Origin of the sequence: Paenibacillus terrae (genome assembly GCF_005217525.1) — a bacterium.
Lineage (GTDB): Bacteria > Bacillota > Bacilli > Paenibacillales > Paenibacillaceae > Paenibacillus > Paenibacillus terrae_C.
In genome coordinates this window covers 37,209-63,042 of sequence record NZ_PNXQ01000018.1, presented here as the reverse complement: position 1 = coordinate 63,042, position 25,834 = coordinate 37,209, and the positions used below count along the sequence as shown (strand labels likewise).

Below are 25,834 nucleotides of genomic sequence, written 5' to 3'. Positions count from 1 at the left end.
CATGATGCTGCTGGTAAGCTGACAGGCTTCGACGTTGATATTGCAACTGAAGTAAGTAAGCGTCTGGGCGTACAGCCGGAGTTTATCGAAACGCAATGGGATGGTATATTCGCGGGATTGAACTCCAAACGGTTTGACACGGTGTTCAATGAAGTGTCCATTACAGATGAACGCAAGCAAAAATACGATTTCTCCGATCCATACATTGTCTCCAAGGCAGTGCTGATCGTGAGCGAAGATAATAATGACATCAAAAAGTTTGCTGATCTGAAAGGTAAAAAGGCCGGGCAATCCCTGACCAGCAACCTGACTCAAATCGCGAAGAGCAATGGCGCGGAAATTGTGGCAACGGATGGATTCGATCAGGCGATTGGTCTCCTGACATCCAAAAGGGTCGATGCGACCGTCAATGATGGTTTGTCCTATCTTGATTTGAAGAAGCAAAAGCCTGATGCCCCCATCAAAAAGGTAGATGAATCTCCAGATGCTTCACACAGCGCGGCTGTTTTTAATAAAGGTAGCGAAGACTTGATCAAGGAAGTTAACAAAGCGCTGGCTGACATGAAGGCTGACGGTACGTACCTGAAAATTTCTGAGAAATATTTTGGAGCCGACGTATCCAAATAACACCCGAATAACCGGAGTCTCGCCATGTCGAACCGGACTTTCGCAAACTTATCTTTTTAAAGGATGTCTGCACAATGGATGATCGCCAGATACAAATTATTATCGATTCATTACTGCCTCTGCTGAAAGCAGGGGTTTCTTTTACGATTCCGCTCACACTTATCTCTTTTGCTCTGGGCTTGATACTGGCACTGGTTACGGCGTTGGCTCGACTGTCCAAATGGAAAATACTCAAGCTGATTTCCGGCTTCTATGTGTGGGTGATTCGTGGAACACCGTTGCTGGTGCAGTTGTATATTATTTTCTACGGCTTGCCCTCAGTTGGCATTACGCTGGACCCTTTTATAGCTTCAGTGATCGGTTTTACGCTCAGCGTGGGGGCTTATGGCTCGGAAATTATGCGTGCGGCAATTATATCCATTCAGGAAGGCCAGTGGGAGGCGGGATACTCCTTGGGGATGACGCGCTGGCAAGTGCTGCGACGTATCGTGCTTCCGCAAGCAGCCCGTGTGTCCGTACCGCCGTTAGCGAATTCTTTCATCAGTTTGGTCAAGGATACTTCGCTAGCTGCGACGATCACCTATGTGGAAATGTTCAGAACAGCTAACCAGATTGTAGCCACCACGTATGAGCCGTTATTGGTGTATACCGAGGCGGGGGTTATTTATCTGCTGTTTAGCACCGTATTGACCGTGCTGCAAAATTACCTGGAGAAGCGGCTTAGCCGTTTTTCCGTCAGATAAAGGAGATTGTACCGGTGATCCAAATTCGGAATATACACAAATCGTTCGGCTCGCTGCAAGTGCTGAAGGGTGTTAATGTGACGTTGGATAAAGGGAAGGTGCTGGTGATCATCGGCCCGTCCGGCTCTGGTAAAACAACGCTTTTGCGCTGTCTGAATTTGCTGGAGGTTCCCGATCAGGGTGAGATTCAGGTGGGGGATATTGCACTGAATTTTGCCAAAGGAACGAAGCTGCGGCAGGAAAGCATCTTGGCGCTGCGCAAGCGAACGGGTATGGTGTTTCAATCCTACAACCTGTTCCCGCATATGACAGCAGTTCAAAACGTAATGGAGGGCCAAGTCACCGTTCAAAAGAAAAACAAGGACGAGGCACGCAAACGCGGATTGGAGCTGCTTAAAAAGGTGGGACTGGCGGACAAAGCGGAATCCTATCCCCATCAGTTGTCGGGCGGACAGCAGCAACGGGTAGGTATTGCCCGGGCAATGGCTGTGGAGCCTGAGGTGCTGTTATTCGATGAGCCGACCTCTGCACTTGACCCCGAACTGGTAGGTGAGGTGCTTAAAGTTATGAAGCAACTGGCTGCCGAAGGCATGACCATGGTCATTGTCACCCATGAAATGAAATTTGCGGCTGAGGTGGCGGACCATGTGATTTTGATGGATCAGGGTGTGATCGTTGAACAGGGGACGCCACATGAGGTTCTGGAGCAGCCCACCAGTTCACGGGCTGTTCAGTTTTTGAATCGTCTAAGCGGGGAAACATAATAAAAACGAAGCTGGAAAAAAGAAGAACCTCTAAATGCGCCATTATGGGCATCAGAGGTTCTTCCTTTTTATGATGATTTAGAAGAATCCAACGCGTCCTTCGGCTACATTTTTTAACCAGTCCTGCTTGCGGCTCTTATCCAGCTCGCCTCGCATACCTTTAATGATTAGCTCAATATCTGCTTTTCCCTGCTCGTGCCATTCCAGTGCAGTGCTGACATACAGTTCTCCGAGCTGAGCCAGGGAGAAGCCGTCAGTCATCGCTGCCGCCTTCTGTGTACCTGTCTCTCCTGCAAAAACAAGGAAGTTGCGCAGCTTGAGATACGCTAATCGCAGTGCTTCGTCCGGCAGACTGATTTCATAGGCGCGATCGAAACGACCCGCCCGATTCATCAGACCCGGATCAATTTTTTCGGGATAATTGGTCGTTCCGATCAGGAAGATACCCTCCTTGGAAGTAGCACCATCAAGCGTATTCAGGAAAAAGGAACGAACCTCCTGCGGCATGGAATCAATATCCTCAATGACCAGCACCATCGGAGCCAGACGGGTAGCCGCCTCGAATACCTCTTTGACCGATTCACTGGTTGTATACTCCGTAATTTGCCAATAGGCGGCCGGACCCGGTACGCTGCTCGCAATAGATTTAACAAGCGTTGTTTTCCCGTTGCCCGGATGGCCATACAGCAGAATACCGCGTTTGTAAGGAATATTATAAGTCTGATAGAAGGTACGATCTGCTTCAAAAAACTGATCGAGTGAACGGAAAATATCCCGCTTGATTTCCGCTTTCAAAATAACGTCATCCCGCGTAATGGCACGGGTAATAGGCTCCGCCTGCCGGGATAATCCGCGGCTTGTGTCAGTAAAGACGGTGACCCGTTTCATGTTCTGCTTGCGTTCACGCCCGCGTACGCCTGCAAGGAAGCCTTGCAGTTCCTGATCGCCTGTCGCAAATACGTAATCTTCATTGTATACGCCATTCTCACGGAAAAAGGGAACCCGCGCCAGCGCGATGCCCCATTTGGGATAGGCGAATACATTATTACGCATCGACAGGTGCACGCCGTATTCTGGAGTGGGCCCGTCATCGTCATATTGGATGGTACGTTCCTCCAAGCGATCAAAGACCCGTGCCACATGCTCCAGATCCAGGCTGCCTGAACGAATGTCCTCCTCCAGCAAGTCCCAATACTCAATATTGGGATCGTCGCTGGCATACAGCTCATATTTTACGCCATAGCGGTTATATAGGGCCTCACTGATGCCGTCGATCAGACGGGCATAAGCGGCATAGCCGGTAATACGCCCATCCGTACGTTCATCAAATTCGTAAATAGCTGGGATGTCTATACTCAATTATTTTGCTCCTTTCAGGGCGGCCAGCGGCTTGCATTTGGCTACAACGGCTGCGAGTCCTGCCCCGGTGACACTTTCAATAATATCATCTACATTTTTGTAGGCTTGGGGAGATTCGTCGAGAATGCTTTCCAGCGATGACTGATTGACCACAATCTCGTCGTCTGTCCCTACACCAAGTGCTCCGGCAAAATCGTCCACACTTACGAGCCGTTTGGTCGCAGAGCGTGAACGGATACGGCCTGCTCCATGGCAAATGGAGTGGAAGTTATCCTGTCCGCCCGGCAGGCCGACCATAATATAGGAGGACGTCCCCATAGAACCGGGAATCAAGGCCGGATGTCCTGTTTCCCGGTAAGGTTTTGGATTGTCGGGATGTCCGGCTGGAAGAGCGCGGGTAGCCCCTTTACGATGCACAAACACATTACCGTGATCCGGGTGGGATTCCTCCCAACCATAATTGTGCATCAGATCGTACAAGGTGCGCAACTCGCACTTTGTGCCAAAGACATCACGGAAGGCTTCACGTACGGAAAAAGCGATCAAATGTCGGTTTACCACCGCATAGTTCAGCGCCGAGTACATCATATTGATGTAATGCGCAGCTTCGGGATGCTCCAGAGGGGCAAATACCAACCTTGGATCAGAGGTGCCAAGCCCAAGGCGACCCATTGCTTTGGCAATGGCAGACGAGCTGGTTTGGCTGACCGCTCCACCCCAGGCACGTGATCCGGAGTGGACCATGACGGCAACCTGACCGTCGAACATTCCCCAGGCTTCGGCTATTTCACGGTTGTGCTCGGCAATCTCAATCGCCTGAATTTCAACGAAATGATTGCCTCCACCCAGCGTGCCAAGCTGTCGGTGAGCCCGGTGCCACGTGCGATCTTCGACGAGATTAAGTACCTCTTCATCAAATGAGAATTTAGTGTGCTCTACATGGGTGAGTGAGGTTGATTTTTTAGGCGTGTAGCTGTCTGGAATATATTTATTGGGCAATCCATGCAGGCCCTTGCGTACAATATGCTCCAGCCGGATATCTGAATAATGTCCCCGCTGGTGGGCTTCCATTGGCAAATATTTATCAATGGTCTTGACCAGCTTGCGGCGCAGCTTGGTTTCCTTCAAGGCATCCTTGTGCAAATTCGTCAGGTGTACACGCATGCCGCAGCCGATATCGCTGCCGACGATGGAGGGAGATACATAGCCGTCCTCCATTCCCCATACCGCAGTCGTACCGATGCAGGTTCCGATGCCTACATGTACATCTGGAGTATAGCCCATATAGCGGATACCAGGAATTTGTAAATTGTTATTAGCCATCTCGAACACCTTGTAATCCAGTGAGGAGAAAAGCTGCTGAGAAGCATATACGGTCAAATCGCCAGCCGGAAGCTTCATAAGATGGCTGTAAGGTCCCTTTTCTAAGAACGAGTCTGTTGTGTGTTGTATATTCATATCGTTGGATAGTTCCCTTCTTCATGTAAATCAAAAATGACATACAAATTAAGCTTTAAAAAGAAAATAAAAAAAGCCGCAGACTTGTCGTCTACGGCTTCCTGCACCGAAAGTGTCATTACACGCCATGATCTATACATCATTCATACGTAAAATAACCTGTCCTTCCAATAGCATTAAATACAGAAAAAAGCCTGGTTAATCACGCTGTCAGACAGCGTGATGTCACCCATCATGTCGCCCGAACGGGGCCGATGAGACGAAAATTCATATATATGGTTTTGTCATGCTGCCTGTCTGTCACCATCATGTAAAGCTCAGTCATGTCTGTCGGCCCCCTTTTCCTAAAGTTAATTGCTATGTTAATGGAAACCTGTGGAAGCTGTCAACCCTGAAAAGAGGGAGAATGGAAAGATGTGACTTTAATCACGGTGAGGTGTGAGTTAAATCATAGTTCAAATGACCCAAACCTGTTACTGTCTAAATATTCAAATATTCAGAGATTGTTGATGGTTTACAGAACAATTTTTGTGAGGGGGACGGAGCAAGCATGGAAGGCGATCTCCAGAAATTTAAGGCCGACTTTTTTAAAGCATTGGCTCACCCTCTGCGCATCCGCATTCTGGAGGTGTTGAGTGAAGGGGAGCGGAACGTAAATGAGCTACAGACTGCGCTCGGTTCCGAAGGCTCTGCCGTATCGCAGCAGTTGGCCGTGTTGCGCGCCAAAAATTTGGTGAGCAGCATCAAGGAAGGCACCACGGTCGTTTACTCGTTGCGGGACCCGCTCTTGACGGAACTGCTTGCGGTGGCGCGGCAAATTTTTGACAATCATCTGGTCGAAGCGATCTCGTTGCTGGAGGGTATACGGAACGAGAAGTAATGCTACTACAGAAAAGAAGGGTTACAGAGGATGAAGTGGATGGGAAGGTTCGAGGGATATAACGCAGGAGCTTTGCGAAAGGACCTGATTTCCGGAAGTATCGTGGCAATTGTGGCCATTCCGCTCGGCATGGCGTTTGCCATTGCATCAGGAGTAAAGCCGGAATACGGGCTGTACACGACCATTGTGGCAGGAGTTTTGGTTTCACTGTTAGGAGGGTCCAAATTTCAGATTGGCGGACCTACGGGCGCTTTTATTCCTATTTTGCTGGCTATTGTCATGCAGTACGGTTATGAAAATTTGCTCATAGCCGGTTTTATGGCGGGGTTTATGCTCATCTTAATGGGCGTGCTGAGGCTAGGCGCGTTAATTAAGTTCATCCCCAAGCCGGTAACGATTGGCTTTACGGCGGGCATTGCCGTGACGATTTTCAGCGGCCAGATTGCTAACTTTCTCGGCTTACGCGGAGTAGAGCGGCATGAAACGTTTCTGCCTTCTATGGCAGAGCTGATCCATCGCCTGCCTTCACTGAATGTGTACAGTATTCTAACGGCGGGTATCTGTCTTGCCGCCCTCATTCTGGTGCCTAAAAAATGGCCCAAGGTACCCGGTTCACTCGTTGGCCTGCTCTTATCCACGCTGGTGGCAGCCTGGTTTTTTCCGGGTCAGGTGGCAACGATCGGCTCCGCATACGGGGCAATTCCGGCATCTCTGCCTGAGCTGCATGTTCCAAGCGTGACCTGGGATCTGATTGTGAAGCTGCTGCCGCCCGCACTTGTCATCGCAATGCTGGGAGCTATCGAATCCCTGCTTTCGGCGGTGGTTGCGGACGGCATGACAGGAGCCCGGCATAACAGCAATCGTGAGCTGGTCGGACAGGGTGTTGCCAACTTGCTTACACCCCTGTTTGGCGGCATTCCTGCGACGGGGGCGATTGCGCGCACAGCCACAAATATCCGCAGTGGTGCCGTTTCTCCCATGTCGGGTATTGTACACGGCTTGGTTGTACTGCTCATTCTGGTGGTTTTTGCTCCGTATGCATCCAATATTCCGTTGGCGAGTATGGCTCCGGTGTTGATGGTGGTCGCCTGGAATATGAGCGAGCGCAAACATTTTGCACACATTCTCAAGACACGGACAGCAGACTCTATCGTACTGGTTGTCACCTTTTTGCTGACGGTATTTACGACGCTGACCACGGCTGTTGAAGTAGGTCTGATTCTGGCCGTTGTGCTGTTCGTCAAGCGTATGAGCAGTGCACTTTCAGTGGATAAGGTATTGCCCGATCCTTCTGTCAAGCATGAAAAAGTCCGCGCGCATATGGTTACAGAGCAGCATGATTGCCCGCAGGTAGCGATCTATAGTGTGGAAGGCCCTCTATTTTTTGGTGCCGCTTCGGCATTGGAAAATTCGGGGATGGGAGGTCAGGCTAACCGCCAGCAAGGAATTTTGCTGCTACGTATGGGTAAGGTTCCTTTTATGGATATGACAGGAGAGTCTAACTTTACCGCATTGATTCAGAAATATCGTAAATCCGGTGGAACGGTGCTTGTTTCCGGCCTCCAGCCGCAGCCGCAGGCATTACTTCACAAAACCGGATGCTACGACATGATCGGACACGAGCATTTTTTCGAGCATACAGGAGAAGCCCTCACAGCAGCCATTGCACTGGTGGATCGGGATACATGTCGCGGGTGCAGCCAAATGGCTTTTCGGGAATGCGCTGCTCTATGCGGCAGATCGCAAGCACTACCAAAGCCATCCATTTCGGATGGAGCCGTTTCGGTTCCCATACCAGTAAACAGCGGCAGATAGCCCTCTCTGGACTCTTCTATTGGAGTGCAGAACGACTGCCGAAAAATCTCTTTTATTTTTACGATTAGCAGTGCACCCCCCAAGAGTAGCACCTGCTCGTAAAAACGAAAGAGTTTTTTTGTTTTTTCAAAGAAAAAGGGAAAAAATTCAAAAAAATGCTTGTATATCTGTTTTTATGACATTATACTAGATTCAAAAGATACCATTTGTATCATTCTTTTGTTTTAATTTGGATTTTAATGCACAGATATTAAACCCCTCGATAACTTCTAGCTTCCTACCCTACTTTTTCTTCACGTTTTTCTCTTACTTTTTCCAAAGCGATATAAGCTGAATTTTAAAAATTTACATGGGAACGAAGTAGGCAGAATGGTGCTGTACGAGCATCAGTGGCCACCTTTGTCCCACACCGGATGGCTATTTCTTCCAGTCCTGCCCCTTTGCTTGTTCACCACAGAATCATGACCTATGGATTCCATGCTAGAATCTATATTTTTTGAAGGAGGTGAGGGCCAAAGGCTATTTTGTGAGCTTTTCATGCGGCTGTCGGCAGGTTGTTCTTGAGAATCACAAAACCAAGTAAAGGGAGATGGAAAGTATTGATTAAGTCGAAAAATATCAAAAAGACGTTATCGGCTAGTTTTACTGCTATTCTTGCTTTTTCTCTGATTTCTCCGGTGTACGGAGATGCGAGTACGACCACAGCGGCAGGAGCCTCGACCATTTCCGCCAAGGTTTCAGCCAAGCTGAACCAGCAATTCAGTGACAGCGAGTACGTCACCTATCTGGTTAAATTAAAAGATCAGGTAGATACAGAGTCGGTTGCCAAGCATGCTTTCCAAAAGGCTTCCGCAGACCAGATATCCCCTGCTGCCGCTAAGCTTTCTGTACGTACAACGGTTGTGAACTCTCTCATAGATACTGCTGAAAAATCTCAACAGCCAGTGGAAGAATACTTAAAGAAGGAAGTCAATAACGGAGGCGTCAAAAAGTACAAGAGCTACTTTATCGTGAACGCGCTTGCGGTAACAAGTACCAAGGAGGTATTGGATAATCTCGCCACACTTCCTGAGGTAGACAAAATTTTACCGGATGAAACGCGGGAGCTGCAAAAGGTTGAAATAGATAAGGATGCCCAGCCAGCAGTCGAGGAAGTGACAGCCGAACAAGCTACTGTAGACACGACTGTAACGGAAGAGAATGCACAAAAATCCGTGGAGGAATCCGTATATAAGGATGCTGTAACACCGAGCAAAGCCGAATGGAATATTTCCAAAATCAAAGCACCACAGGTTTGGGCCAAAGGCATTGACGGCAAAGGGGTTGTCGTTGCCAATCTCGATACAGGCGTAGAGTACACTCACCCGGCGCTGAAAAGAAAATGGCGCGGTTTGGATGCTTCCGGTCAAGTCGTTAATCCAGAGCTGAGCTGGTATGATGCGGTTAACGGAGCATCACTGCCAACAGATTCGGATGGACATGGTACACATACGATGGGGACGAGTGTTGGCTCGGACAGTAACGGTACGAATGAAATCGGTGTTGCTCCCGGTGCTAAATGGATTGCCGTACGGGTATTCAACCCGTCAACGACAGACTCCATCCTGCTGGACGGAGGCCAATGGTTGCTGGCTCCAGTAGACAAAAATGGCAAGAAGCATCCTGAGCTTGCGCCGGATGTGGTGAATAACTCTTGGGGCGGCGGACCTGGTCTGGATGAATGGTATCGTCCAGTCACCAAGGCGTGGAGAGCGGCTCAGATTTTCCCTGAGTTCTCCGCAGGCAACACGACACTATCAAATCCGGGCGGACCTGGGTCTGTAGCTAATCCGGCGAATCTGCCGGAAGCCTATGCCACAGGAGCGACTGATGTTAACAACAAGCTGGCGAGCTTCTCGTTGCGTGGTCCTTCTCCATATGGCGAAGTGAAGCCTGAAATATCGGCTCCTGGCGTAAACATCCGTTCCTCTGTTCCTGGCGGAGTATATGAGGGGGGCTGGAACGGTACATCCATGGCAGGCCCGCATACAGCCGGATTAGCGGCATTGCTGCTCCAGGCCAAGCCATCCTTGACAGTGGATCAACTGGAGGATGTTATTTCGAAAACAGCAACGCCGCTGACAGACAGCCAATATAAAACTTCACCGAATAACGGCTATGGATATGGCCTGATCGACGCGTTGGCTGCGGTCAATTCGGTACTTAACTAGAATGATCTGATTGTGCTTTAGAAAGACTTCGGAAATCCCTTGGAGCGGCTCGTCCAGAGATTGTATACACCTGCTAACCGTGTAATGCAACATTAACGCAGCCGCTACAAAGGGGTTTTCGTACATAGAAAATACAAAAATTATAAATTTCAAGGAAATTGCAAAAAAATCACTTGTATATCTGTTTTGATAACTTTATACTATCCATAATATATGTTTTTATATCAATTTTTAATATAAAATGTAATGATATAACATGTTCTCTCTTCGACATTCTCCTGCTTATTCTTCTTGGTATCTGCTGAATTTCACCGCTTGCTATTTTTGGATTCGCAAACTCACCTATGAAATAAACTCACCTAAGAAAATCCAAATCGTTTTATACATGAGCATTTTGCAACAATCCCAAGAGCGATTTCAAATTGTACTTTCGAGCGTTAGGGATCGAATGATGTAAAATGCTGACCTCTATACTCTATGAAGGAGGTGGTTGCCAACCCTATCATGCTGTGCAGCCCGTAGGTTTGATGTGCAAGGCATGAGGTCTTACTCTTGTACAGGTTATACCAGAAATATTAAACCTAGTAAAAGGAGTGGAGAAGTAATTGATTAAATCTAAACGATTCAAAAAACCACTATCTATTGGACTATCTTTGCTTATGGCCTTTTCTTTTGTTCAACCTGCTTTGGCGAATAACACACCGGATGGCTCCAAGCTGGAGCTAAAATCAGGCTCGCACAAGGTAACGACCGCGAAGGTATCCCCTAAACTGACCAAACAGTTTGAGGAGAACAGCTATGTAACTTATCTGGTCAAATTAAAAGAACAGGTAGACACAAACAAGGTTTCCAAAAATGCTCTCCAAAAGGCCTCGTTTGAGAAAATAACACCCTCTGCCGCCAAAATGGCTGTCCGCAGCAATGTGATCAGCTCTCTGCGTGAAACCGCTTCAAGAACCCAATATGGGCTTGAAAATTATTTGGATAAGCAATCGGAGAGCGGTGGAGTAAAGGAATATAAAAGCTACTTTATTGTCAATGCCCTGGCGGTCACCAGTACCAAGGAGGTGCTGGACCATATTTCGCAGTTGCCTGAGGTAGACAAAATTTTGCCGAATGAAACACGTTATCTGCAAAAGGTGACGGTTGACAAGCAGGCAGAGGGGACAGCCGCCAAAACTGCTGAAACAGCGACAGTAGACACGGCAAAATCTGCAACCGCAGAGAAAGCTATAGAGCTGGAAAAGGACGATAGTAAAACATCGGCGAAGCCCGGCAATGCAGGTAAGAACGCTGTAGACCCATCTACCGTGGAATGGAATATATCACATATTAATGCACCCCAAGTATGGGAACAAGGAATCGACGGAACCGGAATCGTTGTGGCCAATCTCGATACAGGCGTAGACTATACTCATCCGGCCCTGCATCGCAAATGGCGCGGTCTGGACGCGGCAGGCAATGTCGTGAATCCCGAGCTGAGCTGGTACGATCCGCATAGTCATGCGACGTTGCCGGTCGATCAGGAAGCGGATTCCCACGGTACGCATACGATGGGAACGATGGTCGGCTCCGAGGAAAATGGAACGAACCGGGTCGGCGTTGCGCCTGGCGCGAAGTGGATTGCCGTTCGGATTTTTAATCCGGAAACGACGGATGCAATTATACTCGACGGCGGCCAATGGCTGCTTGCGCCAAGGGATGCCCAAGGCAATCTTCATCCCGAGCTTGCACCGGACGTGGTGAACAATTCGTGGGGCGGCGGACCCGGCCTCGATGAATGGTTCCGACCTGTGGTTCAAGCATGGCGGGATGCACAGATATTCCCTGAATTCTCCGCAGGTAATACTTCCCTTTCCAATCCGGGCGGTCCTGGATCGGTAGCGAATCCGGCTAACTATCCGGAATCCTTTGCCACTGGAGCAACCGATCTTAATGACAAGCTGGCCAGCTTCTCACTGCTGGGACCGTCGCCATATGGCGAAGTGAAGCCCGAAGTTTCTGCACCGGGTGTAAATATTCGATCATCCGTTGCTGGCGGTGTTTATAAAGGCGGATATAATGGAACTTCCATGGCGGGCCCTCATGTCGCGGGACTTGCGGCTCTGTTGCTGCAAGCGAATCATTCGCTTACTGTGGATCAACTGGAAGAAATTCTGGAAAATACAGCTACACCACGCACGGATAGCACATATCCGACCTCTCCGAACAATGGCTACGGACATGGTGTCATTAATGCATTGGATGCAGTCGGCTCTGTCGTCCAAGGCTTGGGCTCCGTATCCGGTAAAGTTGTAACAGGTGGAGATGATCTGGAAGCGCCTGTTCTGGAGCATACACCGTCTGCTGCGGCATTCGAGGGCATTGACATACCTCTGACTGCTCATGTAACGGATAATGTCGGGGTGACAGCAGTTGAGGCCTTTGCCAAAACAGCGGGTACGTCAAACTATGTATATATTCCGTTGGAACGGACCTCCGGCGACAGCAAAGACGGTACATATCAAGCGTCCATCCCGACTTTCTTGGTGGATAGCGCCGGTCTGGAATACTATATTCGTGTGAATGATTACGGCAATAACGGTTTTGAAACCGAAGTGTACAAGGTTAATGTCTCCAAAGGCGTCAAACCTGGCTATACACAGGATTTTGAAAAGGATATTGCTGGTATCAATGTCGGTGGACAGGGTAGTGTTTGGAAATGGGGAACCCCGGTAAGTGGCCCCGGAAGCGCACATTCGGGAACGAAGGTCCTTGCGACCAATCTCGAAGGCAAATATGCGTCCAACTCTAACAGCTATTTCCTCGCTCCTCCGATTGATCTGACCAACAGTCCCAAAGGGGCATTGCTCAGCTTCAAGCATTGGTACGATATCGAAAACAATTCTGATTTCGGCAAAGTATATGTAGCCACCACCAACAATCAGAATGCATTTGAGCAGGTATTATCATTTACAGGCACCAGCAACGGCTGGAAAACACAATATCTCGATCTGCGAGCATTTGCAGGTCAGAAGGTATACCTTCTGTTCAACTTTACAAGTGATAATACGATTGTAAAAGATGGCTGGTATATCGACGATCTGTCGATTCAGGAACCGGATACCGTTGCACCTGCCGCGCCAAGCAATCTGACTGCCGAAGCGGATACAGTCGGCAACGTCTCGCTGGCCTGGAATGCTTCCTCCGATGAAGATGTGAAGCAGTACAAAGTGTATCGCTCCACCCAATCGGGCAAAAATTACACTTCCTTGGGTACAACCTCTGGACTGACCTTCACTGATACGATCACGGTCAGCGGCTCGACCTATCATTATGCAGTGGCGGCCGAGGATTACAGTGGTAACGAGGGAGCCAAGTCGAATGAGGCTTCACTGAGAGTAGAAGTGCCAGATACGCTGTATAGCGATTCATTTGACGGCAGCTCGGATAACGGCTGGACTCATTCTGGTACCAAGGATGAATGGGAACGTGGCATCCCCAAAGAAGTGGGACCAGAAAGTGCAGTATCCAGACCAAACGTATGGGCAACCGATCTCGATAGTAACTATGAGAGCGGAGCTGACTTTTCGCTGGTTTCTCCAAAAATTAATTTGAATGGTGTGCGGAATGCAACACTTACCTTCAACCACTGGTTTGAAATTGAGTCCGGCTATGACTTCGGTTATGTGGAAGTGTCCAAAAATAATGGCGACACCTGGACCGAGCTGGGCAAATTCTCTCATAACACCAATGGGAAAAAATGGACTCCGGTTTACTACAATCTGGATAGCTATACCGGCAATGAGATTCAAATTCGCTTCCGCTTGAAATCGGATAACAGTGTGAACAAAAACGGCTGGTACATTGACGATTTCCGTGTGCTAGGCATTCCAGCTTCGACAGTGACCAAGGATGTAGTACCTGAGTCGAATATCAAACTGGAAAAAGCGGAAGAACAATTCCCGCTGTACAAAATTACAAGCACCGAAAAGAGTGAATTCCAGGAAAAAGTGAAGCCGACGGAAGCAACGGTGGACAGTGGACGTGTCGGTCTCGAAAGTCTTCCTGCCAGCGCCACAGTTACCGTACTGGAAACCGGACGTTCGGTGAAAACCGATCCGACCACAGGTAAATACAGCTTTATTCACATAGCTGGCAATTATACGCTGAAGGCTGAAGCCTATGGCTATGAGCCTCAAACGAAGCAGGTCACGATTGAGAATAATAAAGTAGTCAGGGCGAACTTTAGTCTCCAAGCGGTACCTCATGGTACGATTCACGGAGTCATTACCGATAAGCAATCCGGTGAACCGATCCGAAAAGCGAAAGTGCTTGTGCTGGAGGATGCACGCATTGCTCCGGTAGAAACCAATGAGGCTGGAGAATTTACGCTGGATGTGCTGGAAGGGACATATACATTATCCATTGCAGCAGAAAATTATTACAGCGACAGTGTCACGGTCACAGCACCTCCGAACGGCAGTGTGGAAGCGAACGTCACATTGAAGCCTTTCATCGGCTTCCAGGGGGGCATCGCTTATGATGACGGTACCGGAGAAAATGCCAGAGCTTTTAACGCGGCAGGCAACTCTTGGGCAGTCCGAATGACACCTGAGTCGGAAGTGGCTCAAGTGACAGGCGCATCACTTCTGTTCTGGAACTCAGCCTTCCCGAATCCGGGAGGAACGGCGTTCCAATACTCCGTCTATGATGCCTCTGGTGCGGCAGGAGCACCGGGACGTCTGCTGGCTGGTCCATTTGACGGCACAGCCGTTCGGGATGAAACACAGTGGACGACGGTACAATTCCCTGAACCCGTAACGGTTCAAGGCGATTTTTATATCGTCTATACGCAGCCAAGCGCAGGCACGCAGTCTCCGGGTCTTGCTACAGACGAGAGTGGACCCAATGCGCTTCGTAGCTGGCAAGGTGTAAGCGGCGCATGGAGCCAATCACCGGAGGCTGAGGGCAATTACATGATCCGGGCGATCGTCAGATATCCGGTTAATGCGCCAACGATTACAACACCGACCAAGGCAACGTATACGAAGGAAGAGACAATTACCGTTACAGGTACTTCCCCGGCAGACGGGGCGGACATCCAGCTCTTTAACGGTAAGGAACTGGCTGGCACAACCAAGGTGAAGGATCGCCAGTTCAGTCTGGCGGTCGATCTTCAGCCGGGTGCCAATCCACTGAGTGTTCAGGCGGCGGTATACGGCAAAGTAACAGATCGTTCCGAGCCTGTGGTCGTCATACTTGACCAGACTAAACCGGGTCTGATCTTGACTTCGCCAGATGAAGGAGCCCGTACAAACGCGGGTGTCGTCAGTGTAACAGGTACGGTGTACGACGAGTTCCTCACCGACTTGACGATTAACGGGGAGCCAGCCGAATTTGGAAGCGACGGCAGCTTTAACAAACGTCTACTCATCAATGAAGGAGAAAATCAGATTACGGTGACTGCGAAAGATCTTGCGGAGAACATAACTACGGTTACCCGTTCGGTGTATGTCAATACAGCCTTGCCGAAGCTGGAAAACATTAGTCCTGCTGAGGATGTGCGTATCACTCCAGGGCAACCGGTGCAGGTATCCTTCGACAGTGCGTCTGGATTGGAAGCATCCTTTCGTGTGGAATTGCCTTTCAATCTGACCACCTTGGCCCGAAACGAAATTCCATTAAACGAAACTTCGTCAGGTCATTATGAAGGAACTTACTTCACTTCCTCTTCTCTGAGTTTGGAAGGCGGAGTGATTGTGATCCGGGTAAGGGATGCAGCAGGAAATGAAGTGGAGGGGGAAGCACCTGGAAGATTGTATGTAACGAAGGGTGGAGGGCAGGATCCTGATCCGAATCCACCAACCTCTAACGAGAAACCAGTTGCGATCATTCAGGCGAATGATTCAGCTAAGAAGAACAAGAACGTTCAGTTTAACGGAAAAGCTTCACGTGATGTAGACGGCGAAATCGTCAGCTATAGCTGGAACTTCGGCGATGGCGATACAGCGTCCGGTTCCAAGGTAAAGCATAAATTTACTACAGCCGGAACGTATACCGTGGAGTTGACGGTGACAGATAATAATGGCGCAAGCGGTAAAGCTGCGCATACCATCACGATCCGTTAATCAGGTGCATGGAATGTTTCTTTTAAAATAACAACAGAAGACCCACAGCAAGCCACCATTTACGGAGGTCTGCTGTGGGTCATTTTTGAATTGTGGAACAGGTCTGGAAGAGATAGAATGAATAGAAACATATAAAGTGAATCTATTCACAATATTATTTTTTTAAGGTGGGAGAGAATCGTATGATTCATTTGCAAAAAGAAAGCGGGCGTATCCGCCTTGTGCTGGATGCCTATTTTATGGGAGAGGACATAGTCGTACTTATTTCCGGCGGCGATCAGCCCCATCTGGGAACGATTACAGCAGGCGCCAGACTGGAGCCGATCCAAACCGTTCAATTGCAAGCCCACAAGGAGTTTTATATTACCGAAGAAATTGCCGTTCGTTTGCGAAAAGAGTTTGCGGGTAACTTTGCAATTTGCTGCGGGGCGCATATGGACCATGTAACGAAGGACGAGATCCGATTGTTGACGAACATGGCTATACAATTGGGTAAAGAGCTGATCGATCAACTCAAGCAAAAACGTCTGTAACGACTGTAGCGACCTTTTTAAGAAAACTCCTGAGTGAGTAGATTTCGGTATGGATATTTACTGTAAGGATACTTAAAAAGCAACGCAAAGCCGTGATCCTCGATTTGTACGGATTTCAGTGCAGTGGATGGAATCAAGCTGCGGATCATCAGAGTAACCGCACGCTGGTCTTTTTGGTTGATGGCTTTGGCTAAAGCAGAAGCAAAGCATCGATTGCGTGCCAATTCGAGATACAACGGAAAAACGGCTCTGGCGATGGCGCGGTGAACCCTCGGCTCAAATGTAAACTGCACTGTACCGGGTGGAATCGTCGTTCCGTTTGTATAATACAGCATTGGTGGATGGGCCAAGAAGGAGATAAAATAGCCGATACCGTTCGTGCCTAGTCCTTGCTTGGCAGCAAATGGCGCTACCGAGCAGAGAAGGACCTTCATCCGATCCAAATTGCCATGCACCACAGCTCGTGACCATTGGACGGCAAAAGCACGACGGGTGGCAATGGCCTTGTAAAATGGCAGCATGGCAGCAGATATTTTCTTGAGCATGTCAGCATTTAAGCGTTTGTGAGGCGAACCCCTTCTGCGGGATGTTGCACGATATACCATAGCTCCGACCTCCTTAGCAGGATGCTCTCAGGGAGCGCATTTTATCAGTAATAGGTAAAATACTATATGCCCGATCACCTCGAAAAGTGTTTATGTATCAATGTTTTTTCTTACAATTCACTATTTCTAGATTGCTTGGTCACGCTTCTGGTTACGGAATTCTTCTTCAGTTCTTTTCTGGTATTTCTATCGTATTCCTATTTAATAAATTGGTTAATCCTTCTGCTGCATCTGACTGTATATTTTTTAACAAATGTGAATAAGTATCCAATGTAATAACTACACTACTATGTCCCAATCTTTCGGAAACAACTTTTGGATGTATCCCAATGGACAGCATCAACGAAGCTGATGTAATCAAAGAGGAGAATTATTGTTGATCCTGACGCCAGTATTGTTAAGATAGTAGACTCATTGACAATATGAATCTGATACATACTATAGAATTTGAGGGGATTCAATGATTGAACGTATAGGTGGTGGGCCTGTTAAGAGTTCGCCTAATGAGGTTCTATTTGTTGTATTTATAGTGATATTGCCGTTTTGCTTATTCTTCACATCAGGATTTGTTAATGTATGGGAATATTCAGACCAGTATGATTTGATTTATGCAGAGAGATTTATGATGGGTCATTAGGTGATTCTTATAAATGAATAACAATTACGAATAAGAATTTTCAAGACCTTGAATCAATCGGCAACATCCTTGTCATAAAATATATAAACAGCAATGGTCAACTCGTTCGTATATATTTCAGGTAAGGAAGTTAGTCGTCCAGTGTTTTAATTCCTGAGTAATCGACAGATGCTATTGTGAATGGTTATTATTACTGGCTTTAGCCCCAGAGGCCGAAGGATATTCGTTTATTCAAAATTGACTTATAGAGGGTGGAAGGATGCATACTAAAAGAAATTTAACTATTGAAGAATTTCAAGAAATCGAATAACTTGTCAATAAGGCCATTTACGCGATTAATAAAGAAGCTGTTAATCCATTTATTAAACGACTAGAATTTATGAGGACTGGATTCGTGCGGTTAATCAAAGTCTTTATAAGCTGAACAGTAACACCCTGCTGGATTAATGCTAGTAGGGTGTTTTTAATTAACAGGAGTGTCCTTATGACAAATGATGAGCATTCCGCCCTTTGGGTATTGGTAAAGATTCGATTTTGGTAACGAAGAGAAAATTATTGAACAAAAACCTCAGAAGAATTCCGCGCCTTGTCAGCCATGATGAGGGCTCTGAGGCCTACGGATACCGGGAGGTATAACACTGTGAAATTATAGGAAGAATAGGAGCGATTCAATTTTATTTATAGTATAATGTTACTTCAATATGGGGAAGGAAAACAGGGAAAGAGGAAACGAATGCCTACTATACTGGTTGCTGACGACGATGCCAACATTCGCGAACTCGTCTGTTTATTTCTACGCAACGACGGATTCGCAACAGCCGAAGCCGCAGACGGCAAGGAAGCACTGACCGTCTACGCCACAACGCATGTCGATCTTGTCGTGCTCGATATTATGATGCCGATAATGGATGGTTGGACGTTATGCAAGGAGCTCAGAAGAGCCAATCCTGATCTTCCCTTACTTATGCTGACTGCGAGAGGCGAAACATGGGAGAAAGTGAAAGGTTTCGAACTTGGAACAGATGATTATTTGACGAAACCGTTTGATCCACTTGAATTGACAGTTCGGGTCAGAGCACTGCTGAAACGCTATCGGATTGGCACCACGCAGACGATCCAGTTCGGCAACGTCATCCTTGATCGGCAGACCTATAAGGTGATGAGAGGGACAGAGTCGCTCACGTTGCCGCTCAAGGAGTTCGAATTGCTGTATAAGCTCGCTGGAACACCTGGACAAGTGTATACGCGCGAGCAGTTGATCGATCAAATTTGGGGGATCGATTACGCTGGAGATGATCGAACGATAGACGTACATATTAAACGCCTGCGCGAACGGTTCGCAACTACACCCGATTTTCGTATCGAGACGGTGCGTGGGCTTGGCTACCGGCTTGAGGTTTACGAATGATCAGATCCTTATATACACGTGTTGTCCTGACATTTCTGGTCTCCGTCCTCGCGGGCACGATCATTGCTTTTTTTGTAACATTTTGGGTGTTTGAAGAGAAATTGAACGAAAATTTGCAAACCACCTTATTTAACTTTGGTCAGGACATTGTCCGGGTTTACGAAACCATTCCGTTACGTGAAGCGGACTTATTCGTAAGTGGAATGAAACAACTCGATTCCTATTATATTCGAATTTTCGATGAAACGGGGCAGTTCCAGTCTTACGGAACGCTTAACGGACAAAATCCTGCTACTGTGACGATGGATCAAGTAAGGAAAGTATTGGGTGGAAAAGTTGTTCAAGTTAATCCGAGTAGTGTTTCAACGAACCTCTTGGGACTGAGGTTGAAAACGGAAATGGGAATGAAAGCGATGTTTGTGGAGCCGCTTATGTATCCTTCCGCCTCTTTTACCCAAAAATGGTTATTTACTTTTTTGACCTATTCGTTGGTAACAGGAAGCCTATTGATTTTGGTTGCCTCTATATTCCTAGTTAGACCGATCAAAAAGCTGACAAAAGCGACCAGACGTATAGCAGTTGGAGATTTCAACGTCAAGCTGAATATTAAGCAAAAGGGTGAGCTAGGTACTTTGGCTCGCAGCTTTGAAGAAATGATGCATGATCTACAGCAGCTTGAGCAGATGCGTAGGGAGTTCGTCACGAATGTGTCGCATGAAGTTCAGTCACCGCTCACCTCGATATCCGGTTATGCAATAGCACTCAAGCAAGTAGACATAGCAGATAACGAGCGAAGCCGTTATCTCGATATCATCATCGCGGAAGCAGATCGGATGTCCAAGATGAGCGATAGCCTGCTAAAGCTGAGTTTGCTTGAATCGCAGTCACAGCAGATGCGGCTGGTCACGTTCAGCCTTGATGAACAGATCAGACGCGTCATCGTCGCGATCCAGCCGCAATGGTCGGCTCGCAACATCCGTTTCGAGCTCAATATGAAGACCGTTCGCCTATTGGCGGATCAAGATCAATTAAACCAGGTATGGACGAACATACTCGGTAATAGCATCAAATTTTCCAAGGATGGCGGCGTTATTAACGTCAGCATCAAGCAAGATATCAAAAACGTAACAGTCCGAATATCCGATACGGGCATTGGTATTTCCATTGAAGACCAGAAGCGTATATTCGAGCGATTTTTTAAAGCTGATCGTTCCCACAGTCGTAAATATGGCGGTAGCGGTATGGGACTCGCCATCGTTAAACAGATCGTATCGCTTCATCAAGGCGACATTCGAGTGGAAAGTGAACCCGGCCAAGGAACGACCGTCATTGTCACCTTGCCAATCACAACGCCACCAGATTAGTTAGGGGATCATTCGGATTATCTAAACCGCATTTCCATGATACAGCATTATGTGCAGCTTCCTTACATGTGACGACGTAGCATTTTTTTTGCTTGTTCATACTCCGTTCATATTGTCGTCATAGGGAGTACATCTTCTTTGGTTAAGCTTTCATTAGCGGCTCGTTAAGTAGCCCAACAAACAGATGAAGGACAGGGGAAGTTGAGCGTGAAACGAAGAGAGGTAATGAAAACGAGGAATGGAACGAGAACAAATAAAGGACGAAGCATTTTGCTTAAAATAATAGGAACAATAATTCTAGCAATCGTGCTTTTTCTAGCCGTTGTTTATACAGTTAATATTATCAGCAGCAAATCAGAGCAAGGAAAAATACAATCCTATGGTCAGTTCGTACCTGTAGATGGAAAAAAAATGAATGTTTTGATTCAAGGAAAAGGCGAAGAGACCGTCGTGTTACTACCAGGTTATGGAACAGCAGCACCAGCACTTGATTTTAAGCCGCTAGTAGAAGAGCTATCTCCATTTTACAAAGTCGTCGTTATTGAGCCTTTTGGTTATGGATTAAGTGATCTAACCGAAAAGGAACGAAACACAGAGAATATTGTAAGTGAAATTCATGAAGCTTTACAGAGTCTTAAAATTGACCGATATATTCTAATGGGTCATTCCATTGCAGGTATTTACGGTCTGGATTATGTGAACAAATATGAAAACGAAGTGAGTGCTTTTGTCGGGATTGATAGCAGTGTTCCAACACAAGGTGGTATGGATGCTGAATTACCAATAAAAACGTTTAAATTTCTCAAAAAATCAGGTTTAGCCAGATTGGTAATGAAACTAACTGGTGACCCATATGCTGGACTACCATATGATGATGAAACAAAAGAACAAATGAGAATTCTTTCTCTCAAAAACATGTATAATTCCAGCACCTCAAACGAAATGGAACATATTTATCCTAATTTTAAAGCAGCTAAAAATTTAACATTCCCAAAAAATCTGCCCCTTATTTTCTTTATACAAGCAAATAATACAGATGTGGAAAGATGGATACCACTACATGAAGAGCAAGTCAAAGATTCTGTTCATGGAAAAGTAATGACACTTGAAGGAGAACATTATTTACACCATACCAAATCAAAGGAAATCGCTGAAAACTTCAGGAGCTTTATGAAAGAAATAAAATAAGTGCACTGAAAAAGGCACCCAGATAAAAAAAGCTACGCAGCCAGCGCGTGCCGATACTCAATCGGTGCGCGCTGTTTGAGTTAAGACTGAAATTACTGGTAGTTATAAAAGTAGAGACAACAACAGGCAGGGACATCGGCTAACGATAATTTTCGTCTCTTCCTTGTTCACAAAACCCGCATTTCTTTTAATTTTCAATTAAATCATACAAGCTGCATTCAGAATTGATGTTATATATAATTGTCATAGTATAAGCTGTAGATACGATCTGGTCCTCTAACAAGAGAGTTTGAGCCTAGCGTTGTGCGGAGTTGGACAAGCTGGATCCGATCTGGCGAGTGGTGGGAGCCATCATGGACAATCTTCTCTATTCGCCCAAACTATTTGAGATTGCGGAAAGCCACGCTTGTTATTGCATTGAACCAAAACAAAAAGAAATAGATCACCCCGTCGAAAGGTAAACGGATCTATTTCCCCGATTGAACCTACTGCCGACCGCTCTTCAAAGCGACAGTTGCCAAAGAGTAAGGATGGTTAGCGCATCCTTGTTCTTTTTTATTATGAGCTTCTTGACTACATTTTATTATAAAGCCAATGATCTCGACAATTAAGTACAGACGTATTGCGGTGAAATGTATTGTGAACTTTAATCAGAATTGCATATGGCTTTAAAAGATAACCATCATTTTTTGAAATAAGTACTGTCCTGATTTGTAAGATTGTGGTACCCTAGAACGTATATATTGCTATTTTACATATTGGAGCTGAATCAGACAAATGAGTAATTTATACAAAGACCCCCAATCGTCCGATCCTTTTCAGGAGACGAATGGTTATAACGCCCCATTTAATCCGCCCCCACAGCTTCCGCCTACAAACAGTAAAGCTGTTGCTTCGATGGTGCTCGGTATTCTAGCTGTCGTCATTCCCTATCTGGGGTTCATTATCGGCATCATCGGTATCATTTTGTCCAGTCTTTCCCTGAAGGAAATTAACCGTCATGGCGAACAAGGCAGGGGTATGGCTATTGCCGGATTGGTGTGTAGCATTATCGGAACACTGATCTATGCATTGATCATTATTTTCATAATCGTTGTTTTTGTTATAGCAGCCGCAAGTGGCGAGACCAATCCTTTTTCCGACATTTAATGATATGAGTGAGCACCATACACTTGCGCTCTTCACGATTGGGGTCCCGGATGCTATGATGGATGGAGTCCAATCAAGGAGAGTGAAGGTCATATGGCACGTACTCAAACACAAAAAGCGCTAAGAAAGGCAAAGCGCGCCGGAAACTACTGCTCTGCACAGAGCCGCAAAACAAATGGTCATTATGGCGAGATATCGCAGCATGTGCGAATGAAGCCAACCAAGCAGGAACAATTACAAAGAATCAAGCACAAGAAGCGAATCGTTCAGAGCGACGCTTCTTTTTTATTTTCCATAATATATTTGTCCTTCATTGTTAAAAAAGGACTTGATAATAATTATCATTCTTGCTAAACTGTAAAAAGAAAAAGGAACCCGATCAGGGGCTCCTTTAGGGTAACCAATATTTTTTTGCAGAAATGACCTGTCTTATTTTGCTTCAAAGGTTTTGCAGTCCGTTTCTTCGGACGTGTGAGTGTCTGTAGGTCTGTTGCTTACGATATAAATGGAGCTTGCGCTACATTTATTTTCTTGAGCCCAGTGTGTACATGAGTTCACTTCACACATAACGTCTTTTGCCATGTTGTTCATCTCCTTTTGAGTTGAATGTGCAGGCTAAGCAAATAAATACAGTTTGGCAAGGTAGGACTTGTCCAATTGTGATTACCCTCTTATTACGAAGAGGGATTTTGCTGTGCCTATTTGTACAATATCAAATGAATCTTAAAATTGCAATGTTTGCTTCTTTTTGCTGTCCTCCACGCAGAGCGGAATACTCATCTGTCGGAGAACAGCTTTTTGCTTTCCTAACATAATAATAACAACGAAACTAAAACGACTTAGCGAACGGCAGAAATATCCACGATCGGATCAATGTCGGCCTCATAGTCCACACCCTCGAACTCAAAACCGAAAAGTTTGAAAAATTCGCTACGATATCCCTCAAGATCGGACAACTCGTAGATATTGTCTGTTGTCAGCTCGTTCCATATTTTCGCTACCTCAGCCTGCACGTCTTCACGTAGCTCCCAATCATCAATGCGAATACGTCCTTCCTCATCCACAGCAGTTTCTGGGGCATATAGACGCTCGGAAAACAGACGGTAGCTCTGCTCCACGCAGCCTTCATGTAATCCTTTTTCCTTCATTACCTTGTACAAAGCGGAAATATACAGAGGTACGACCGGGATCGCAGAGCTGGATTGAGTGACCAGTCCTTTGGTGACTGCAATGAAGGCGCGTCCGCCTGTGGCTTTCAACTGATCGTTCAACTGTTGTGCAGTGGCTTCCAGATGATCTTTTGCACTTCCGATCGTGCCTTCTCTATAGACGGCCTGGGTAATATCTGAACCGATATACGAAAAGGAGAAGGTGGTCGCAGAATCAGCCAGCACACCGCCCTCACGCAAGGCTTCGATCCACAACTGCCAGTCCTCGCCGCCCATAACCTCTACAGTCGCCTGTACTTCTTCTTCTGTTGCAGGTTCCAGTGTAACGCTGCTCACTTCGCCAGTGTGGAAGTTGACTGTTTTATTTGTGTATGGCTTGCCGATAGGTTTGAGCACGGAATTAAACGTTTCGCCTGTACGGGGATTCGTGCGACGACCGGAGGCGACGCTGTAAACGACCAAATCGACTTGCCCCAGCTCTTTGCGAATGACTTCCACCGTTTTGGCTTTGATTTCATCCGAGAAGGCATCCCCTGTCACGCTAAAGGATTTAAGCCCTGCTTCTTGAGCAGCTTTTTCGAATGCTGCGGAATTGTACCAGCCTGCCGATGCTGTCCGTGTAGCAGTAGCATTACTGGGACGGTATACGCCGATGGTATTGGCCCGCGCTCCAAATGCAGCCGTAATGCGGGAAGCCAGGCCATATCCGGCAGATGCCCCGATCACAAGCACATTGCGAGGTCCCTCGATAGCTGGACGGGCTTGTACATAGTTAATTTGCTCTTGAACATGTTGGGCACACCCCACCGGATGAGCAGTGGTGCAGATAAAGCCGCGTGTTCTTGGTTTGATAATCATATTATTGTAATTCCTCTCTTCTTGTAGCAATCTTCACCCTTACTATTTTAACTTTTAACAATTTTTTTTCAAACGTGGATTTTATAGACCCTTATTTGGGCAAAAGTGAATCCCGTATGCAGGGTGGCAAGTGCCTAAGAGGCTGCATATGATGCCGTAACGATAAATATGAGAAGGGAGAGAGCTGCTTGAAGAACAAGAGCCGAAAAACCACCAGAAGCAAAAAGCCGCTCTATCGTGTAATTGACCCGGATATGAATGAATTAAGTATGATACAGCGCTTGAAGCCACAGCCTGCGGAGAGGGAAACAGAAGCGACACTTCATCAGGTTGCTTCTCCGCCTCCCCCAACGATAGAGGAGCCGGAGCAACAGATCATTGCAGAGCCTGAAATTCCAATTGAGTACGAGGCTATAGGTGAAGGTGAAGGTGAAGGTGAAGCAGAGGAAACTCAAGTATTGATGGATGTGCCCGAAGAGCCTGAGCCCCTGTCTGAGCCACCGTCTGAAGCGATTGACGTCGAAGAAATTTTGAATAATAAAAAGGCACCGCATGTAAACAATGCTTTCATCTATACAGACGATTTGAGTGATCTGGCTGTAACCGGTGAGAAGATCGCTCCCGCCTCCATAGATGCCAGCAAGATGAAGCAAGAGAGCATCCAAACGGAAACTCTGGCGGATTATGCTGTTCATACCATTAAAATAGCTGACGGTGCAGTAACTTCTTCGAAAATTGCCCCGGATTCCATTACGGTGGAGCATCTGTCGGACGCATCGGTGGCAGGCAGCAAGTTGCAGGATCGTTCCATTGGCGGTGAGAAGCTTCGCGATGGCAGCATCACCCCGGAAAAGCTGGCCGATAAGATTATCAGCAGCGATCATATCGCGAACGGCTCGATTGAAAGCCGACACTTTAAGCAATGGATTGTGTCTTCGGAAATGCTGCAGGATCAGG

At 46.9% G+C, this 25,834-nt stretch carries 18 protein-coding genes and 3 pseudogenes; 15 read left to right on the top strand and 6 right to left on the bottom strand.

The window, feature by feature from the left end:
- The 3 genes from C1I60_RS23655 to C1I60_RS23645 form a co-directional block, all read left to right on the top strand.
- Window positions 1-627 (top strand): amino acid ABC transporter substrate-binding protein (locus C1I60_RS23655; RefSeq protein ID WP_252361856.1); only part of this gene is annotated, 627 nt, incomplete at its 5' end.
- 74 nt (window positions 628-701) lie between these two features.
- Window positions 702-1,370: an amino acid ABC transporter permease gene (locus tag C1I60_RS23650; RefSeq protein ID WP_044647250.1), complete on the top strand. Its 669-nt coding sequence runs from the start codon at window positions 702-704 to the stop codon at window positions 1,368-1,370.
- Between the two features lie 14 nt (window positions 1,371-1,384).
- Entirely contained in the window at window positions 1,385-2,134 is a 750-nt protein-coding gene (locus C1I60_RS23645) for an amino acid ABC transporter ATP-binding protein (protein WP_137063949.1), read from the top strand.
- A gap of 78 nt (window positions 2,135-2,212) precedes the next feature.
- Here C1I60_RS23645 and C1I60_RS23640 read toward each other — a convergent pair whose 3' ends face one another.
- Together C1I60_RS23640 and C1I60_RS23635 are read right to left on the bottom strand one after the other, a co-directional pair.
- The gene (locus tag C1I60_RS23640; RefSeq protein WP_137063948.1) at window positions 2,213-3,493 is read right to left on the bottom strand and encodes an AAA family ATPase; all 1,281 of its coding nucleotides are present in this window, start codon (window positions 3,491-3,493) and stop codon (window positions 2,213-2,215) included.
- On the bottom strand, window positions 3,494-4,951 hold the full coding sequence (locus C1I60_RS23635; RefSeq protein ID WP_137063947.1) for an RtcB family protein: 1,458 nt from the start codon (window positions 4,949-4,951) through the stop codon (window positions 3,494-3,496).
- A 550-nt stretch (window positions 4,952-5,501) separates the two neighbouring features.
- On the opposite strand from C1I60_RS23635, the gene C1I60_RS23630 reads away from it, so the two are divergent.
- From C1I60_RS23630 to lpdD, 5 genes are all read left to right on the top strand, one after another.
- A complete protein-coding gene (locus C1I60_RS23630; RefSeq protein WP_014282840.1) occupies window positions 5,502-5,831 on the top strand; it encodes an ArsR/SmtB family transcription factor in 330 nt (109 codons plus the stop codon).
- Between the two features lie 30 nt (window positions 5,832-5,861).
- Window positions 5,862-7,646 (top strand): SulP family inorganic anion transporter, encoded by a 1,785-nt coding sequence (locus tag C1I60_RS23625; protein WP_137063946.1) that lies wholly within the window; start codon window positions 5,862-5,864, stop codon window positions 7,644-7,646.
- Between the two features lie 599 nt (window positions 7,647-8,245).
- Window positions 8,246-9,856: a S8 family serine peptidase gene (locus tag C1I60_RS23620; RefSeq protein WP_137063945.1), complete on the top strand. Its 1,611-nt coding sequence runs from the start codon at window positions 8,246-8,248 to the stop codon at window positions 9,854-9,856.
- A gap of 605 nt (window positions 9,857-10,461) precedes the next feature.
- The gene (locus C1I60_RS23615; RefSeq protein WP_137063944.1) at window positions 10,462-15,966 is read left to right on the top strand and encodes a S8 family serine peptidase; all 5,505 of its coding nucleotides are present in this window, start codon (window positions 10,462-10,464) and stop codon (window positions 15,964-15,966) included.
- A gap of 182 nt (window positions 15,967-16,148) precedes the next feature.
- A complete protein-coding gene (gene lpdD, locus C1I60_RS23610) occupies window positions 16,149-16,499 on the top strand; it encodes a prenylated flavin chaperone LpdD (RefSeq protein WP_137063943.1) in 351 nt (116 codons plus the stop codon).
- 17 nt (window positions 16,500-16,516) lie between these two features.
- Here lpdD and C1I60_RS23605 read toward each other — a convergent pair whose 3' ends face one another.
- On the bottom strand, window positions 16,517-17,104 hold the full coding sequence (locus tag C1I60_RS23605) for a hypothetical protein (RefSeq protein WP_137063942.1): 588 nt from the start codon (window positions 17,102-17,104) through the stop codon (window positions 16,517-16,519).
- A 166-nt stretch (window positions 17,105-17,270) separates the two neighbouring features.
- Window positions 17,271-17,459 (bottom strand): annotated as a pseudogene (locus C1I60_RS26495) (site-specific integrase); the annotation flags it as partial.
- Window positions 17,460-18,474: 1,015 nt separating this feature from the next.
- Between C1I60_RS26495 and C1I60_RS23595 the strand changes: the two are divergent.
- The 6 genes and pseudogenes from C1I60_RS23595 to brfA all read left to right on the top strand — a co-directional run bounded on the left by C1I60_RS23595 (window position 18,475) and on the right by brfA (window position 23,204).
- On the top strand, window positions 18,475-19,149 hold the full coding sequence (locus C1I60_RS23595) for a response regulator transcription factor (RefSeq protein WP_137063941.1): 675 nt from the start codon (window positions 18,475-18,477) through the stop codon (window positions 19,147-19,149).
- The gene (locus C1I60_RS23590) at window positions 19,146-20,513 is read left to right on the top strand and encodes a sensor histidine kinase (protein WP_137063940.1); all 1,368 of its coding nucleotides are present in this window, start codon (window positions 19,146-19,148) and stop codon (window positions 20,511-20,513) included. The genes C1I60_RS23595 and C1I60_RS23590 overlap by 4 nt, the downstream gene beginning before the upstream one ends.
- 225 nt (window positions 20,514-20,738) lie before the next feature.
- Window positions 20,739-21,701 (top strand): alpha/beta fold hydrolase, encoded by a 963-nt coding sequence (locus tag C1I60_RS23585; RefSeq protein ID WP_434784430.1) that lies wholly within the window; start codon window positions 20,739-20,741, stop codon window positions 21,699-21,701.
- 299 nt (window positions 21,702-22,000) lie between these two features.
- Window positions 22,001-22,099 (top strand): annotated as a pseudogene (locus C1I60_RS25030) (DNA-binding protein); the annotation flags it as partial.
- A gap of 379 nt (window positions 22,100-22,478) precedes the next feature.
- On the top strand, window positions 22,479-22,850 hold the full coding sequence (locus tag C1I60_RS23575; protein ID WP_137063938.1) for a DUF4190 domain-containing protein: 372 nt from the start codon (window positions 22,479-22,481) through the stop codon (window positions 22,848-22,850).
- Between the two features lie 93 nt (window positions 22,851-22,943).
- A complete protein-coding gene (gene brfA, locus C1I60_RS23570) occupies window positions 22,944-23,204 on the top strand; it encodes a ribosome rescue factor BrfA (RefSeq protein ID WP_137063937.1) in 261 nt (86 codons plus the stop codon).
- 75 nt (window positions 23,205-23,279) lie between these two features.
- On the opposite strand, the gene C1I60_RS23565 is transcribed toward brfA, so the two are convergent.
- Both C1I60_RS23565 and fabV read right to left on the bottom strand, forming a co-directional pair.
- A complete protein-coding gene (locus tag C1I60_RS23565; RefSeq protein ID WP_137063936.1) occupies window positions 23,280-23,432 on the bottom strand; it encodes a DUF1540 domain-containing protein in 153 nt (50 codons plus the stop codon).
- 257 nt (window positions 23,433-23,689) lie between these two features.
- The gene (gene fabV, locus C1I60_RS23560; RefSeq protein WP_137063935.1) at window positions 23,690-24,877 is read right to left on the bottom strand and encodes an enoyl-ACP reductase FabV; all 1,188 of its coding nucleotides are present in this window, start codon (window positions 24,875-24,877) and stop codon (window positions 23,690-23,692) included.
- 188 nt (window positions 24,878-25,065) lie between these two features.
- Here fabV and C1I60_RS26050 point away from each other — a divergent pair.
- Window positions 25,066-25,834: pseudogene (locus C1I60_RS26050) on the top strand (WIAG-tail domain); the annotation flags it as partial.

Coding starts and splice junctions, on each gene's coding strand:
- C1I60_RS23635 (WP_137063947.1), bottom strand. CDS start 4,951: ATGAATATACAACACACAACAGACTCGTTCTTAGAAAAGGGACCTTAC.
- C1I60_RS23630 (WP_014282840.1), top strand. CDS start 5,502: ATGGAAGGCGATCTCCAGAAATTTAAGGCCGACTTTTTTAAAGCATTG.
- C1I60_RS23585 (WP_434784430.1), top strand. CDS start 20,739: ATGAAAACGAGGAATGGAACGAGAACAAATAAAGGACGAAGCATTTTG.
- lpdD (WP_137063943.1), top strand. CDS start 16,149: ATGATTCATTTGCAAAAAGAAAGCGGGCGTATCCGCCTTGTGCTGGAT.
- C1I60_RS23650 (WP_044647250.1), top strand. CDS start 702: ATGGATGATCGCCAGATACAAATTATTATCGATTCATTACTGCCTCTG.
- fabV (WP_137063935.1), bottom strand. CDS start 24,877: ATGATTATCAAACCAAGAACACGCGGCTTTATCTGCACCACTGCTCAT.
- C1I60_RS23565 (WP_137063936.1), bottom strand. CDS start 23,432: ATGGCAAAAGACGTTATGTGTGAAGTGAACTCATGTACACACTGGGCT.
- brfA (WP_137063937.1), top strand. CDS start 22,944: ATGGCACGTACTCAAACACAAAAAGCGCTAAGAAAGGCAAAGCGCGCC.
- C1I60_RS23625 (WP_137063946.1), top strand. CDS start 5,862: ATGAAGTGGATGGGAAGGTTCGAGGGATATAACGCAGGAGCTTTGCGA.
- C1I60_RS23595 (WP_137063941.1), top strand. CDS start 18,475: ATGCCTACTATACTGGTTGCTGACGACGATGCCAACATTCGCGAACTC.
- C1I60_RS23575 (WP_137063938.1), top strand. CDS start 22,479: ATGAGTAATTTATACAAAGACCCCCAATCGTCCGATCCTTTTCAGGAG.
- C1I60_RS23590 (WP_137063940.1), top strand. CDS start 19,146: ATGATCAGATCCTTATATACACGTGTTGTCCTGACATTTCTGGTCTCC.
- C1I60_RS23605 (WP_137063942.1), bottom strand. CDS start 17,104: ATGGTATATCGTGCAACATCCCGCAGAAGGGGTTCGCCTCACAAACGC.